This is a genomic window from Afipia sp. GW821-FHT04G03, assembly GCF_059419985.1.
Genome location: NZ_JBWKSV010000001.1, coordinates 873,812 through 887,817, shown reverse-complemented (window position 1 = coordinate 887,817; position 14,006 = coordinate 873,812). Strand labels below are relative to the sequence as shown.

13 protein-coding genes are annotated in these 14,006 nt (G+C 58.1%); all 13 read left to right on the top strand.

The features are described from left to right. Window positions 1-254 precede the first annotated feature (254 nt). The 13 genes from AC07UB_RS04360 to pcaG all read left to right on the top strand — a co-directional run bounded on the left by AC07UB_RS04360 (window position 255) and on the right by pcaG (window position 13,911). Complete coding sequence (locus AC07UB_RS04360) at window positions 255-1,127, top strand: branched-chain amino acid ABC transporter permease (RefSeq protein WP_492792823.1); 873 nt, start codon at window positions 255-257, stop codon at window positions 1,125-1,127. Further along, complete coding sequence (locus AC07UB_RS04355) at window positions 1,124-2,098, top strand: branched-chain amino acid ABC transporter permease (RefSeq protein WP_492792822.1); 975 nt, start codon at window positions 1,124-1,126, stop codon at window positions 2,096-2,098. The genes AC07UB_RS04360 and AC07UB_RS04355 overlap by 4 nt, the downstream gene beginning before the upstream one ends. Next, on the top strand, window positions 2,095-2,823 hold the full coding sequence (locus AC07UB_RS04350; RefSeq protein ID WP_492792821.1) for an ABC transporter ATP-binding protein: 729 nt from the start codon (window positions 2,095-2,097) through the stop codon (window positions 2,821-2,823). The genes AC07UB_RS04355 and AC07UB_RS04350 overlap by 4 nt, the downstream gene beginning before the upstream one ends. After that, entirely contained in the window at window positions 2,816-3,520 is a 705-nt protein-coding gene (locus tag AC07UB_RS04345; protein WP_492793240.1) for an ABC transporter ATP-binding protein, read from the top strand. Before AC07UB_RS04350 ends, AC07UB_RS04345 begins: the two co-directional genes overlap by 8 nt. 20 nt (window positions 3,521-3,540) lie before the next feature. After that, the gene (locus tag AC07UB_RS04340; RefSeq protein WP_494652056.1) at window positions 3,541-4,749 is read left to right on the top strand and encodes an ABC transporter substrate-binding protein; all 1,209 of its coding nucleotides are present in this window, start codon (window positions 3,541-3,543) and stop codon (window positions 4,747-4,749) included. A gap of 59 nt (window positions 4,750-4,808) precedes the next feature. Beyond that, a complete protein-coding gene (locus AC07UB_RS04335; RefSeq protein WP_494652057.1) occupies window positions 4,809-6,350 on the top strand; it encodes an acetyl-CoA acetyltransferase in 1,542 nt (513 codons plus the stop codon). 70 nt (window positions 6,351-6,420) lie between these two features. Beyond that, window positions 6,421-8,553, top strand: coding sequence for an acetate--CoA ligase family protein (locus AC07UB_RS04330; RefSeq protein WP_494652059.1), 2,133 nt, complete (start codon window positions 6,421-6,423; stop codon window positions 8,551-8,553). Window positions 8,554-8,563: 10 nt separating this feature from the next. Next, window positions 8,564-9,349, top strand: a complete 786-nt coding sequence (locus tag AC07UB_RS04325) for an enoyl-CoA hydratase-related protein (protein WP_492792817.1) — start codon at window positions 8,564-8,566, stop codon at window positions 9,347-9,349. A 14-nt stretch (window positions 9,350-9,363) separates the two neighbouring features. Further along, window positions 9,364-10,461 (top strand): acyl-CoA dehydrogenase family protein, encoded by a 1,098-nt coding sequence (locus AC07UB_RS04320; RefSeq protein ID WP_492792816.1) that lies wholly within the window; start codon window positions 9,364-9,366, stop codon window positions 10,459-10,461. After that, on the top strand, window positions 10,462-11,649 hold the full coding sequence (locus tag AC07UB_RS04315) for an acyl-CoA dehydrogenase family protein (protein WP_492792815.1): 1,188 nt from the start codon (window positions 10,462-10,464) through the stop codon (window positions 11,647-11,649). It begins immediately after the preceding gene. Window positions 11,650-11,676: 27 nt separating this feature from the next. Then, entirely contained in the window at window positions 11,677-12,609 is a 933-nt protein-coding gene (gene lipP1, locus AC07UB_RS04310) for a LipP1 family hormone-sensitive lipase (protein ID WP_492792814.1), read from the top strand. A 10-nt stretch (window positions 12,610-12,619) separates the two neighbouring features. Next, window positions 12,620-13,321: a protocatechuate 3,4-dioxygenase subunit beta gene (pcaH, locus tag AC07UB_RS04305; RefSeq protein ID WP_494651538.1), complete on the top strand. Its 702-nt coding sequence runs from the start codon at window positions 12,620-12,622 to the stop codon at window positions 13,319-13,321. Further along, on the top strand, window positions 13,321-13,911 hold the full coding sequence (gene pcaG / locus AC07UB_RS04300; protein ID WP_494652061.1) for a protocatechuate 3,4-dioxygenase subunit alpha: 591 nt from the start codon (window positions 13,321-13,323) through the stop codon (window positions 13,909-13,911). Before pcaH ends, pcaG begins: the two co-directional genes overlap by 1 nt. The last annotated feature ends 95 nt before the right edge of the window (window positions 13,912-14,006 follow it).

Sequence of the window (14,006 nt, the reverse complement as noted above, 5' to 3'; positions counted from 1 at the left end):
GGACCGGAAGGGCCAGCCCCCGTCGTTCGATCTTGGTTATTTCGCACATGCAAACGGTGCATGCCGGGTCATCCTTGAAATTGGTGAGCACAATGAATGCTTATTGACAAGTCAACATAGTTAGGAAGAATGAACGCTATATTGACATAACAACATAGTTGGGAAATATGCGAAGCATAAGAACAAGTAGCGAGATGAAACTCGCCGTGTAGGGAAACGTGAGTAGCTTGCGCAAGCAATGGCTAGGGGATGGGATGCCGAGTTCAGTTTTTTTACAGATATTGTTCGATGGGCTTTTGCTGGGAGCTATCTACGCCGCTATCGGTGTCACGCTCACGCTCATCTTTGGTGTGATGCGGATCGTGACGTTCTGCCACGGCGAATTTCTGATGGTGGCTCTCTATCTGGTGTACGTGTCGGTGACTTGGCTTGGGCTGGATTCCTACGCCTCCATCGTTGTCGTCGTGCCGGTGATGCTGTTGTTCGCGGTCATGGTTTACTACGTGCTGATCGAGCCGGTGCTGTCGACGAACGAGCATAATCAGATCGTGACGACACTTGCGTTCGGTCTCATTCTTCAGAATCTCGCGCTGGTGATCTTCACCGCCGACATGCAGACCATTCCCAGCGAATTCGCCAGTTACACCGCGCGACTTGGCCCGCTCATAGTGCGTGTCCCTGTTGCCTTGACCGCGGCTGTCTCGCTCGGTCTTTGCCTCAGCCTTGGCTGGATACTGCATTACACCAGACTGGGAAGAGAGATCCGCGCGACATCGCAGGACAAGGACGCCGCCTCTCTCTGTGGGGTTCGCGTCGGTCGTGTCTATCTCGTCGCGTTTTGTGCTGGTCTCATCATGTTGAGTATCGTCGCGGTCTTGCTTGCTCCGACCTTGTACGTCTCGCCGCTGATCGGCCACAGCTACACGCTGACAGCGTTCGTGATTGTCGTTCTCGGGAGTCTTGGAAACTTCGGCGGCGCGATCATTGGTGGCATTATCATCGGGCTCGTTGAATCCCTAGGAGGTTTGCTGACGAGCGGATCGATGCCGTTTGCTCTCACCTTCGGGCTTTTCGTGCTGATCCTGCTATTTCGTCCGCAGGGTTTGTTCGGGAGTGCGCGGCTATGAAACGCTTTTCCTTCGTCTTCGTGGCGGTCATCGTGCTCCTGAGCGTGCCGGCCTTCGTCTCTGCTCAGGCGCTGCACGTTCTGATCATGACGGCGCTTCATGGAATGCTTGCGCTCAGCTGGAACCTGATCGGCGGAATGTGCGGTCAGATGATGTTGGGGTTGTCCCTTTTCGTCGGGATCGGCGCGTACACGTCGACCGTTCTGTATCTCTGGTACGGGTTAACGCCGTGGCTCGGCCTTCCGGTGGGGATGGTATTGGCGGCTCTGATCGGCGCGATCATGGGATACGTGATCTTCAAGCGCAGGCTGGTCGGCGTCTATTTCGCACTCGTTACGTTGGCTGTCGGTGAAATGGGGTTGTTCATCGCGTTGAACTGGTCGGTGATCGGAGGCGCAAATGGTTTGATCATCCCGCCAACGACCGGTGGTGTCATGGCATTTCAGTTCGCGGGGAAGGTGCCATACTATTATATCGCGCTCGCCTTTCTTGCGTTGACTGCAGGGTTGTCGGTGGCCATCAGCCGGATGCGCTTCGGCTACATGCTCGCCGCCATTCGTGAGAACGAGCAAACGGCTTCTGCTTTGGGAATTGATGTTGTTCGCCTGAAGGTTGTTACGACGGCGATCACGGCGGCGATCGCGGCGGCAGCCGGGACCTTCTATGCGCAGTATGTGCTGTTCATCGATCCCGATTCCGTTTTTGGCATCTCGTTCACAATCGACGCCATCGTCTATTCCTTCATCGGCGGTGTTGGAACTTCACTTGGGCCGTTGGTGGGCGCCGTTATTCTCGTGCCGGTGCTGGACTCGCTGCTCGGTGCCCTGGGTGGAAAGATATCGGGACTTCATCTCATCATCTATGGCGTGATTATCATTCTCGTCATGCGATTTGCTCCGCAGGGCGTTGTTGAACTCGTTCGCGAGCGTTGGAAAAGGGCGTTGAAACCCCAAGCGGTGGTCGCACCATGACGTCGCTTCTCAAGGTCGACAATGTTTCCCGCCGTTTCGGCGGACTGCAGGCGCTCAAAGATGTGAGCTTCGAGGTTCGGCATGGTGAGATACTGGGGCTCATCGGTCCAAACGGTGCCGGAAAGACGACGATGTTCGGAACTATCTCCGGTCTCGTTACTCCCGACTCAGGCAACATATCCTATCTCGGCGACGACATTACCCGTCTTCCGCCGCACCTGCGTGCGCGGCGTGGGATAGGGCGGACGTTTCAGATTGTTCAGCCGTTTGTGCATCTGTCGACGCTCGACAACGTCCTGGTCAGCCTCGTTGCCCACGGGCATAGCGTGGCAGTCTCTCGAAAGATCGCGTCGGAAGCATTGGGTTATCTCGGGCTCGGCGAGCGTCTGGATATTCCCGCGGGGAAGCTGACGCTTCCCGAGAAAAAGCGACTCGAGCTTGCGCGAGCCTTTGCGCCGCGCCCCAAGCTTCTTCTGCTCGATGAGGTGATGGCCGGTCTGACTCCTACCGAGGTCGATGAGATGATGCCGGTTCTCCTCAGCATTCGAAAGGAGGGCGCCACGATTCTGATCGTCGAGCATGTGATGCGGGCGATCATGTCGATTTCAGACCGGATCGTGGTTCTCGCCAATGGCGAGAGGATCGCGGAGGGCTTGCCCGCCGAGATCGGCCGAAACGAGTTGGTTATCACATCCTACCTCGGACAAGGCCATCATGCTGCTTGATATTCGCAACGTCTCTGCCGGCTATGGTGATGGTGCTGTTCTGCACAACCTTTCCATGAACCTCAACGAAGGTGAGATTACTGCGCTCATAGGAGCCAACGGAGCAGGTAAGACAACGCTGATGCGTGTCATCTCGGGTTTGTTGCGCCCGTCGTCTGGAGAGATTTTCTATGCCGATGGTCGGATCGACGGACTGAAACCTGAAGACATCGTGGCTGCGGGGCTGGCCCATGTACCCGAAGGACGACGCCTGTTCCCGCGCATGTCGGTTCTTGAAAACCTTCTTGTGGGTGCTTCGAGCCACAGGGCTGCTGGCCGCAGCAAAGACAATCTGGATTTGGTTTTCTCGCTGTTTCCGAAGGTGAAGGAGAGGAGCGGCCAGATGGCCGGAACGCTCTCCGGAGGAGAACAGCAGATGGTTGCGATCGGTAGGGCCTTGATGGCCGCGCCGAGGCTTCTGTTGCTCGATGAGACCAGCCTTGGTCTTGCTCCGGTAATCGTCGAGGACATTTTTCGCAGTCTCTCAACGTTGAAGGATCGTGGCATTACCATTCTCACCGTGGAGCAAAACACAAGTCTCGCGCTCCAGGTGGCGAGTTATGCCTATGTGCTGGAGCACGGATCTATAGCCCTTCAAGGCGAAGCGTCCTCGATTGCGAGCGACGATCGAATCAGGCGCGCATACCTCGGCATTTAGAAGAAAAAAGGGAGAGCACAATGTTCAAGAGCAAAAAGCTGTCGGCCGTACTTGGGGCCTTCTGTTCCATCGCGATGGCGGGCACTGCATTTGCGGCGGATCCGGTGCGGGTTGGTGTGGTGGTCGCATTGACCGGTCCGTTCGCGACGGCCGGCGGCGATATCCGCAACGGCGCAACGCTCGCCGCCGAACGGGTGAATGCCGAGGGAGGTCTCAAGAGCTTGGGCGGAGCTCAACTGGAAGTGATTTTTGGCGATTCTCACAGCACCCCGGCGAGTGCGGGGAGTGAAGGCGAGCGCCTGATTGACCAATCGAATATTTCGGTACTCGCGGGAGCGAGCACATCGGCCGAAACCATACCGCTCTCGGTGGCTGCGGAGCGCAAAGGCATTCCGATGATTGTTATCAATGGTCAATCGGAGGAAATCACAAACCGGGGATTCAAGTGGCTGTGGTCGCTCGGCGTTCAGGACAAGGATTTCATGTCGACGGCGATTGCAGCGCTTGGTGTGGCGCAAAAGCAGCTGCCGGAATTGAAGCGCGTAGCCATGGTCTATGGCGACAACGAGACCGGGCAGGCCGCAGGCCGTGCCTTCCGGGAACTCATGAAAGCCCAGAAGACCTTCGAGATTGTCGGTGATGTCGAGTACAGCGCGCGTGCACAGGACTTTGGCCCGACTGTTTTGAAGATCAAAACGACTGGGGCTCAAATGGTTGTCCTGAACGGTGCGTTTCGCGAGGTCGTGGGTTTTTCCCGTGCGTTTGATCAGTACGACTTCCATCCCATGATCGTGACGTTGGGCGGCGGGACGGCTGATCCAAAGTTTGGCGCGCAAGTCGGCAAGAGCGCGAATGGTGTTTTCAACTCAACGAGCTTCGCCATCGATCTGAAAAAAGTTCAAACGGTGTCGGCTGCATACCTTGAGAAATACAAGTCGCCGATGTCGACTAACGCCGCCCAGGGCTATCAGACCGTCCGCACGATTGCGGAAGTCCTGGAACTGGCGGCGAGCCGGAAACCGGACGCGATCGCGTCAGCTATCGCGACGATCAAGATTCCGGGCGAGCGCGTGGCGACCTCGAGTTCTTTCATCGAGTTCGAAGGAAGTCTCAACAAAGGCCGCCGTGCGCTTCTCACGCAATGGCAGGACGGAAAGCTGGTCACGGTATGGCCGGAAGATGTGTCCAGCGGACCGGCGATTGCTCCGCCGATCAATACGGCAAGGTGAGTTTCTCTCGCGGTCTGACCGCCCAGTTGCAATGAGAACCAGGATCGTTGGAAAGTTCCATGATCGATAAAAGTCGCATGCCTATTATCGTTGGCGTCAGTCAGATCGCAGACACGACGACACCCGCGGGCCAGGCACGGTCACCGTTGGCATTGATGGTCGACGCAGCGCGGCTTGCGGCGGCAGACGCTGGAGCGGCCGCGCAAATCCTGCCCTCCATTGATTCTCTTGCCGCCATCCGATCCTTCTCGGATACGGTGCCGGCATTTCGCTCACCCTTTGGCCGTCTCGAGAATGCGCCATGGTCGGTTGCAAAACGGATCGGCGCCACGCCGAACGAACTGATCTATGCTCCGCAAGGAGGTGATACGCCGCAAACCTTGACGGCGCGCGCCTGCGAGCGAATCGCGAACGGTGAGAGCCAAGTTGCGATGATCGTCGGTGCCGAGGCGTTGCGCACCCAACTGGGCGCTCGCCGCGAATCCATCACGCTGGATTGGCACGAGGATGCGCCGGAGCTTCCCAACGAACTCGGTGGACCATCGGAGCTTTATGCGCGTCATGAAATTGACCACGGCATGCGTTCGGCGATTGCCATGTATGCCTTGTTCGAGCAATCACTTCGACGCAGCAAGAAACAGACGGTTAATGAGCGGCGCGACGCCTTGGGCGAAATGTTCGAGCCTTTCGCTCGCGTTGCAGCGGCCAATCCCTATGCGACTCGCAGGAAGGCCTACGACGCGGCAACGATTGCGAGCGTGACGGAACAGAACCCTGTCATCGGATTTCCCTACACAAAACTGATGACGGCCAACGTTTATGTCGATCAGGCCGCGGCAATTCTGATTTGCTCGGAAGAGAAGGCGGACGAGCTCGGCATTGCGCGCGAGAAGCGGGTGTATTTGCATGGCTCCGGCGAAGCTCATGATCAGTGGTTTGTGACGGAACGGGCGTCGTTTGACAGGTCGCCTGCCATCAAGCGGGTCGCGGCGGATACCTTCTCGTCGACAAAGATCGATATCTCAAACGTTTCCTACTTCGATATCTATAGCTGCTTCGGCTCCGCCATTCAGGTCGCATGTGATGAGTTAGGTATAAGCGCGACGGATCCGCGTGGTCTCACTGTTACGGGTGGTCTTCCGTTTTTTGGCGGTCCCGGCAATAACTATGTCACTCACGCGATAGCCGAGATCGTCATACGCCTTCGGAAGGTTCCCGGCACGTACGGGCTCGTTACCGCCAACGGCGGACTGCTGACGAAACATGCGGCAGGCCTGTATTCGGCGACACCTCTGTCGGAACCGTGGTCGAGACCCGATCCCGCCGCCGCGCAAACAGAGATCGACGCCATTCCGCTCGTACCGGTCGCCAAGGAAGCCACGGGCGAAGCCGTGATCGAGACCTATACGGTCGTTCACGGCAAGAACGGTGCCGAAGCAGGCATCATTGTTGGTCGCCTCAAGGATGATAATCGCCGTTTTGTCGCCAATACGCCGGTAGAGTCGTCGATTTTTGACAGACTGGAAAAAGCAGATTCGATCGGTCGGCCGGGGTCCGTCGTCCACGTCGAGGGTCGAAATATCTTCACGCCTGCGGCGTGAATGAAATTAATTCGCGGAACAGCGGGTCAGCATCTGCACATCAAGAAAATCAACAACGGAAATACAGAAAATGACCGCATCTCTTCAGTCTCAAAGGCCGCTTGATCGGTTCTTTCGTCCCGAGTCGATCGCATTGGTCGGCGCAAGCGACAAGTCGCGTTGGGCACGGATGGCTAAGAAGAACCTCGAAGCTCTTGGCTTTCAGGGGAAGCTTCACATCGTGAACAGGCGCGGTGGGGAGATCTTGGGGCAAACGGCGTCAGTTTCATGTGCGGCCATCGGCGAGCAGGTCGATGTTGCTTTGTTGCTTATTCCGGCGGCGGGATTGCTCGATGCGCTGGAAGATCTTGCGGCCGCGAAAATTTCTTATGCAGTTGTACTCTCGTCCGGCTTTGCCGAAGCCGGCGATAGCGGCAAGGCTTTGCAGGATGAGCTGCGCGACCGCGCCAATGGATACGGTATTACGATTCTGGGACCGAACTGCCTTGGTTTCGCGAATTTTGCGGAAAGGGCGGCGATCTGGACGGGAACGTTGCGGCTACCCTTCATTCCGGGTGATATCGGAATCGTGTCGCAAAGCGGCGCGGTCGCCAACGCCATGGGGCATTTTGCCTATCAGCAGGGCGTGGGTTTGAGTTGCATTATTTCTACCGGCAACGAAGTTAACTTCGGCGTGGCGCCCGGCATCGACTATCTGATCGATGATCCATCTACCAAAGTCATCTGCGTTTTTATGGAGTCGGTGCGCGATCCGCAGGCATTCCGGCAAGCGGCCATTCGCGCGTTTGAGAATGGTAAGCCTCTCATTGCTCTGAAGGTCGGCCGCAGTGAGATCACGGCAAAGGCTGCTCAGGCCCATACCGGAGCGCTTGTCGGCGACGATAAGGTGTTCGACGCATTATGTTCCCAGAGCGGGATCATTCGCGTGCGATCCATCGAGGAATTGGTCGTCACCGCGGATCTGATGGCAAAAGCCGGACCGCTCGCGGGGGCAGGTGTCGGACTTGTCTCTATTTCCGGTGGACTTTGTGAGATATCAGCGGATCTTGCTGACGAAGAAAGCGTTGAGCTTCCATCGTTCAGTAGCGAGACGCTCACGAGCCTGAAACAGATATTGCCTGATTTTGGCACCGCCCATAACCCGCTCGACTTGACCGGTGCCGCGACGGAGCATCCTGCGATGATGCAGGAGGCCATCAAGGCGATCTCCCGGGATCCGTCGGTTTCGCTGTTGTGCTATCTATTCGAAGTGCCTACCGGCGAGGACGACACGACCGCCTTTTCGCTGGCGTCGCTCGAATCGATCGGAAAAGGCGTGGGAGAAGCGTCGTCTCCTGTCATCGTACTTGCGAGCATGATGAAGACGGTGAGCGAATCCGGCCGTTCGATCATCACAAAAAACAAATTGCCCTACGTGTCCGGCGGCCTGGAGCTCGGGATGCCGGCGATCAGCCGCGCAATCCGCTGGTGGGAGAGGAAGCGGAAGGGCATCCCTGCGTTTGTTGATCATACATCGGCCGACACGTCCGATGTGTCCCCGCCATTGCCGAATTCTGAGTACGAAGCACAACAATACCTCTCTCAATTTGGTGTGCCGGTCGTGCCGACCATTCTGGCGCGGACGTCGCACGAGGCCGCGGCTGCCGCCGGGAAACTTGGAGAGCGACTCGTCATCAAGATTGCCTCGGAGGATATCGCTCACAAGAGTGATGTCGGCGGCGTCATGCTTGATCTTGCACAGACCGATGTTGCCGCTGCGTTCGATCGCATGATGAAGACGGTGAAGACGCGTCGTCCCGATGCGAAGCTCGACGGCGTTCTGGTTTCAGCCATGCGCAAAGGCGGTGTTGAGCTTCTGGTCGGCGTAACCCGGGATCCCGAATGGGGATACGTTCTTGCCGTTGGTCTTGGCGGTGTCTTTGTTGAAATTCTGAAGGATACCAGCCTGCGGCTCCTGCCCGTCACGGAAGGGCAGGTGGTCGAGATGATTTCGGAGTTGCGCGGCGCGAAATTGCTGGCGGGCTATCGCAACACACCGGCGGTTGATGTGCAGAAGCTTGCATCGATCATTGCGAAGATCGGTGACGCCGCACTGGCGCTTGGATCAAGGCTCGAAACACTGGAGGTCAACCCGCTGGTCGCATCGGGAGATCGGATCGAGGCGCTTGATGCGCTGGTCGTTGGCCGCGTGCAGAATAGGTAGAGGAATTTTGATGAGCAAGAAGCTGGAATACTGCACAGTCGAGCGTGAAGGTCACCTCACGATCGTCACGATCAATCGACCGGAGGTGATGAACGCCCTCCATTATGAAGGCGATCTGGAGCTTGACGGGGTCTGGACCGACTTCGCGAATGATCCCGACCAATGGGTCGCTATCGTTACGGGGGCGGGGGAGCGCGCGTTTTCCACCGGGAACGATCTGAAGGCCCATGCCAAGATCGGCGGCCGCCGACGTTTCCCGCCGTCAGGTTTTGCGGGTCTCACCACCCGGTTCGGTCTTGAAAAGCCTGTTATTTCTGCGGTCAATGGTGTCGCCATGGGCGGCGGGTTCGAGCTCGCGTTGGCGACCGACATTATCATTGCGGCAGAGAACTCGATGTTCGCGCTGTCCGAACCGCGTGTCGGCTTGGCGGCATTGGCCGGCGGGACTCAATATTTGCCCAAGGCGATTGGTCTGCCGCGTGCAATGGGCATTCTGCTCACCGGCCGCCGCGTTCCTGCGAAAGAAGCTTTCGATCTCGGCTTCGTCACTGCATTGGTGCCGGAGGGCGCGGCATTGTCCGAAGCCAGGAAATGGGCGGCGCAGTTGCTGGAATGCTCGCCGTTGGCGTTGCGTGCGACAAAGCAGGTCGCTCGCAAGAGCGCGCTATCGTCGGAGTTCGTCAATCTTTTTACAACGGAATCGGATGCTGTTGCGCGCCTGCGCTCCAGCAATGACTATCTGGAAGGGCCGCGCGCTTTTGCAGAGAAGCGAAAGCCGAATTGGACCAATAGCTAGTCGGGAGATCGTTGATGACGAGCGCTGATCGTCCATTCGGCCTGCTCGAAGACATTGCGATGGTGCAGGATGCCGCGCGCGGTTTCCTGTTGACCCATTGGCCTGAGTCGCGCGCTGTGATGATGGCGGATCAACCGGATGAGATCGCGCGGATCTGGCACGGCATGGCCCAACAAGGGTGGACGGCGCTCGGTATCGATGATGGCGATGACACTTCACTATCGTTGTGCCTCACCATCATGCAGGAGTTGGGCAGGGCGGCGTGCCCGGCACCGCTGTTGGACGTCTTTCTGACAAATATTACATTTCAGCGCTCTCGAAACTCTCAAACCCGGCACGCAGAAGAACTCTCCGCTCGTCTGCTTGATGGCCGCGCGAGGATAGCGTGGATATTTGGCGCCTCCAGCAGGGATGAGAAAGGCTACGCTCTGTCTCAGACGACGGACGCAGAAAGTACCTTCCTCGATGGGCAGGTCTCTTTCGTCGAGAATTCTCAATCGGCAACGCACTTTATCGTCGTTCTCGACGAACAGGCTGGGCGGCTCGCTGTCGTTTCGCAAGATCAGCAAGGTCTGCGTATCGTCCCTACACCGGGGCTGACGGCCCCCGCGCTGGCCGATATCCGCTTTGATCGCGTGCGACCTCTTTTTGAGCTGACTTCTGATATCGATCTGCGTCGCCTTCGGGCAATAGCGCGATTGCTTTTGACTGGGCGAGCATTCGGTGCCGCGCAGCGAGGCTTCGAGTTGCTGACGGACTATGTGAAAGTTCGAAGCCAGTTTGGCCGGAAGATCGGGTCGTATCAGGCTATCCAGCATAAGCTGGCCAATCTCCTGATCAATATCGAGACGTGCCGGCTGACGTTGTTGCGTGCTGGTGCTGCTGGATTGGCCCGAGGGGATGCTTATCCAGCCGCGGTCGCGGTGGGAGCTGCTGCACGGACACTGCGCGATACCGTTCTGGAAATCCATCATGGTTTCGGCGGCGTATCGTTCTGGGAAGATCATGAAATGCCGCGGCATTTCAGAAGAGTTCATGGCGATCTCGTTCGGCATGGCGGCGTGCACGAGGCTCGCCGCGAAATTGCGACCGCGCTTCTGGGGGGCCTTTAAATGCCACGGATTCCGGATCTCGATCTTGGTGAGCGCGCCAACCAGTTCCGTCGCGAAGTGCGCAGTTGGCTTGCTGAGAACTGGGAGCCGGATCACGCGGGCGCCGACCAAACCATTCCGGTCAACCATCGGCTGGCCGACCGCACTTTCAGCCGGAAGCTTGGCGAGAAAGGGTGGCTGAGCCTGACCTGGCCAAAGCAATGGGGCGGACAGGAACGCTCAGCAATGGAACATCTCGTTTTCGAGGAGGAAATGGCCTACGCTGAAGCGCCGATCGGCTGGCATTTCACCTCGGCCGGGATGATCGCGCCGACGCTGATCAATCATGGATCGCCGGAGCAATGTGCTCGAATGGTGCCGGCGATTGCACGCGGCGATGTATGCTTTGCGCTGGGTTATAGTGAGCCTGACAACGGCTCTGATCTTGGCGGCATCAAGACTGCTGCGCGGTCTGATAATGACGGCTGGATCATCCGTGGGCAAAAACTTTATACCAGCACAGCCGGGTACGCCAACTACTGCTGGCTTGCCGCCCGTACGAATCCGAACGACCCCCGCGCTGGCGGGATCAGCGTTTTTATTGTTCCGTTGGATACTCCCGGCATCACCATTCAGCCGCTTCACGGGCTCAACGGTCATCGTTCCAATGTCGTCTTTTATGATGATGTGCGGCTGCCGCGCGAAGCGTTGGTGGGTGAGGTGAATGGCGGTTGGAAGATCATCACGGCTGCGCTCGCTTATGAACGTATCGCGCTGGCCGGTATTGCCGCTCGTGCGCGATCCTACTTCGATCAGTTGATCGCTTATGTTTTGATCGCGACGCGGGATGGCAAGCCGATGGCTCATGATCCGCTCGTTCGCGATACGATTGCTTCCTTTGCCGTTCAGATAGAGGCGGCCAGGTTGCTTGCAGTGGAAACAGCCCGCCTGACCGAAGCCGGCTCCGTTCCCGTTCATCAAGCCGCGATGGTGAAAGTCTATGCCGGAGAACTGATGGAGCGTTTGGCGGAAACAGCGCTCGATCTCCTAGGAACTGGAGCATCGTTAAGTTCGGGGCCGCCTTCAGCACTTATTGACGGTCGTTTTGAATATGCCGTTCGCGATGCCTTGCTCTACACCATCGGCGGGGGCACCAACGAGATCCAGCGCACCTTGATCGCATCACGCGGTCTGGACTTGCCGCGATGAACAGAATGTTTTGGTGGAGGTTTCACGATGGCTCTTGATTCCGACAGCGCCGCCTTTGTTGCGCGTCTGCGCGAGCTCGATTTGCCGCGTTATGAAACGCTGACACCCGAGCAGGCGCGTAACGCCATGGCTGCCGCTCGTAAAGCTGCGGCTGTCGAGCCGCCGGCCATCGGCGAAATGCGCGATTTCGAGATACCGGTCGCGGATGGATCGATCTCAGCCCGGCTCTATCGACCTGTGGGTGCGAAGGGCGTGCTGCCGGGCCTTATTTTTTTCCATGGCGGGGGGTGGGTTCTGGGAGATCTTGAATCCCATGATATTCTTTGCCGCCGTTTATCGAATGCCGCAGGGTGTGCGGTTATCGCCGTTGATTATCGGCTTGCACCCGAGAGCAAGTTCCCCGCGGCCGTCGACGATGCCATCGCGGCGACCAAATGGGTTGTTTCGAATGCCGCCGCGCTTGCCGTTGACCCGGCCGGAATTGCTGTCGGTGGTGACAGCGCTGGCGCCAATCTCGCGGCGGTTGTGGCGCATACGGCCCGCGATGATGGTGCCCCCGATATCCGTTTCCAGCTTCTGATCTATCCCGTCGTTGAGCTGGCCTTTACTCATCCTTCGCATAAGCTGGATGAGGCTGCTCTTCCAGTCTTGGGTGAAACCATGATCTGGTTTCGCGATCATTATCTTGGCGATCCAGCGCATTGCGAAGACTGGCGTGCCTCCCCGCTGCTTGCAAAGAATTTCGCTGGGCTGCCGTCGGCATATGTTCTGACTGCGGGTTATGATCCGTTGGCGGACGAGGGAATTGCATATGTCCAAAAACTTGAGAGTGCGAAAGTTGCAGTTAATCACCGCCACTTTCCTGGGCAAATTCATGGCTTCCTGACGATGGGCACAAATTTCCCGACAACCGAGGCTGCGGTGACTGATATTGGTCAATGGATGAGAAAATCTTGGTAGGGCCTGTGATATGACTCTGATCTATCCACGCGAGAGCAATCTCGCGCACGCGCCGCGGCTGTCGCCTGACTACAAGAGCACGGTCAAGCGTTCGCCGACCAAGCCGCTGGTGATCGTCCCGCATACGCTGTCGGAGTTGACCGGGCCGGTGTACGGCCATGAGACCGTGCGCGAGAACGACAACGATCTCACGATCCAGCACGCCGGAGAGCCGCTCGGCGAGCGCATCATCGTTCATGGCCATGTGCGCGATGAAGATGGCCGCGGCGTCCCCAACACGCTGCTGGAAGTCTGGCAGGCCAATGCCTGTGGGCGTTACATTCACGCTGTGGACCAGCATCCGGCGCCAATCGATCCGAACTTCACAGGCGCTGGCCGCGCGCAGACCGATGCAGAAGGTTACTACAGGTTCGTCACCATCAAGCCAGGCGCGTATCCGTGGGGCAATCATCATAACGCATGGCGACCGGCCCATATCCATTTCTCGGTGTTTGGCCATTCGTTCATCTCGCGCATCGTGACGCAGATGTATTTCCCCGGCGATCCGCTGTTCGCCTACGATCCGATTTTCAATTCGGTGACCGACGAGAACGCACGCATGCGGATGGTGTCGAGCTTCGACCTCGAAAACACCAAGCCCGACTGGGCGCTGTGCTATCGCTTCGACATCGTCTTGCGCGGACGCAACGCCACACCGCTGGATAACGACTGATGAGCAAGATTACTCCGTCGCAGACCGTCGGCCCGTATTTCAAGTATGGTCTGACACCGGGCGACGACTACCAATGGAATGACGCGTTCAGTAGCGATCTGGTGACGTCGGATGTATCTGGCGAGCGGATCCGGATTGCCGGTCGGGTGCTGGATGGCGACGGCAAGGCGATGCCGGATGCCATGCTCGAGATCTGGCAGGCCGATGCGCAGGGACGCTTTGCCGATCCGCAGGATGCGCGGGCCGTGCCGAATACGGCGTTCAGAGGTTTCGGCCGTTGCGGCACGGACACCGACGGCGGCTTTACGTTTCAGACCATCCGGCCCGGCTCGGTGCCTGGACCCGGCGGGAAGCCGCAGGCGCCTCATATTCTTCTGGCGGTGTTTGCGCGCGGCATGACCCAGCAGGCGCTCACGCGGATCTATTTCGGGGATCAGGATGCTGCCAATGCGGCGGATCCGATCCTGGCGCTGGTGCCGGCGGATCGCCGCGCCACACTGGTTGCGACGCGCGAGCCGGGCGAGCCTGTGACTTACCGCTTCGACGTCCATCTCCAGGGCGACAAGGAAACGGTGTTCTTCGACCTGTGAGGTTTTCGAGTCAGACGAAATGCGTCGCCGCCGGGGGCCGGTCAGTAACCATTCAGCGTAATTGTCTCGCGCGGATGCTGCGCAGGTCTGTGACG

Coding starts and splice junctions, on each gene's coding strand:
- AC07UB_RS04360 (WP_492792823.1), top strand. CDS start 255: ATGCCGAGTTCAGTTTTTTTACAGATATTGTTCGATGGGCTTTTGCTG.
- AC07UB_RS04355 (WP_492792822.1), top strand. CDS start 1,124: ATGAAACGCTTTTCCTTCGTCTTCGTGGCGGTCATCGTGCTCCTGAGC.
- AC07UB_RS04350 (WP_492792821.1), top strand. CDS start 2,095: ATGACGTCGCTTCTCAAGGTCGACAATGTTTCCCGCCGTTTCGGCGGA.
- AC07UB_RS04340 (WP_494652056.1), top strand. CDS start 3,541: ATGTTCAAGAGCAAAAAGCTGTCGGCCGTACTTGGGGCCTTCTGTTCC.
- AC07UB_RS04335 (WP_494652057.1), top strand. CDS start 4,809: ATGATCGATAAAAGTCGCATGCCTATTATCGTTGGCGTCAGTCAGATC.
- AC07UB_RS04330 (WP_494652059.1), top strand. CDS start 6,421: ATGACCGCATCTCTTCAGTCTCAAAGGCCGCTTGATCGGTTCTTTCGT.
- AC07UB_RS04325 (WP_492792817.1), top strand. CDS start 8,564: ATGAGCAAGAAGCTGGAATACTGCACAGTCGAGCGTGAAGGTCACCTC.
- AC07UB_RS04320 (WP_492792816.1), top strand. CDS start 9,364: ATGACGAGCGCTGATCGTCCATTCGGCCTGCTCGAAGACATTGCGATG.
- AC07UB_RS04315 (WP_492792815.1), top strand. CDS start 10,462: ATGCCACGGATTCCGGATCTCGATCTTGGTGAGCGCGCCAACCAGTTC.
- lipP1 (WP_492792814.1), top strand. CDS start 11,677: ATGGCTCTTGATTCCGACAGCGCCGCCTTTGTTGCGCGTCTGCGCGAG.
- pcaH (WP_494651538.1), top strand. CDS start 12,620: ATGACTCTGATCTATCCACGCGAGAGCAATCTCGCGCACGCGCCGCGG.
- pcaG (WP_494652061.1), top strand. CDS start 13,321: ATGAGCAAGATTACTCCGTCGCAGACCGTCGGCCCGTATTTCAAGTAT.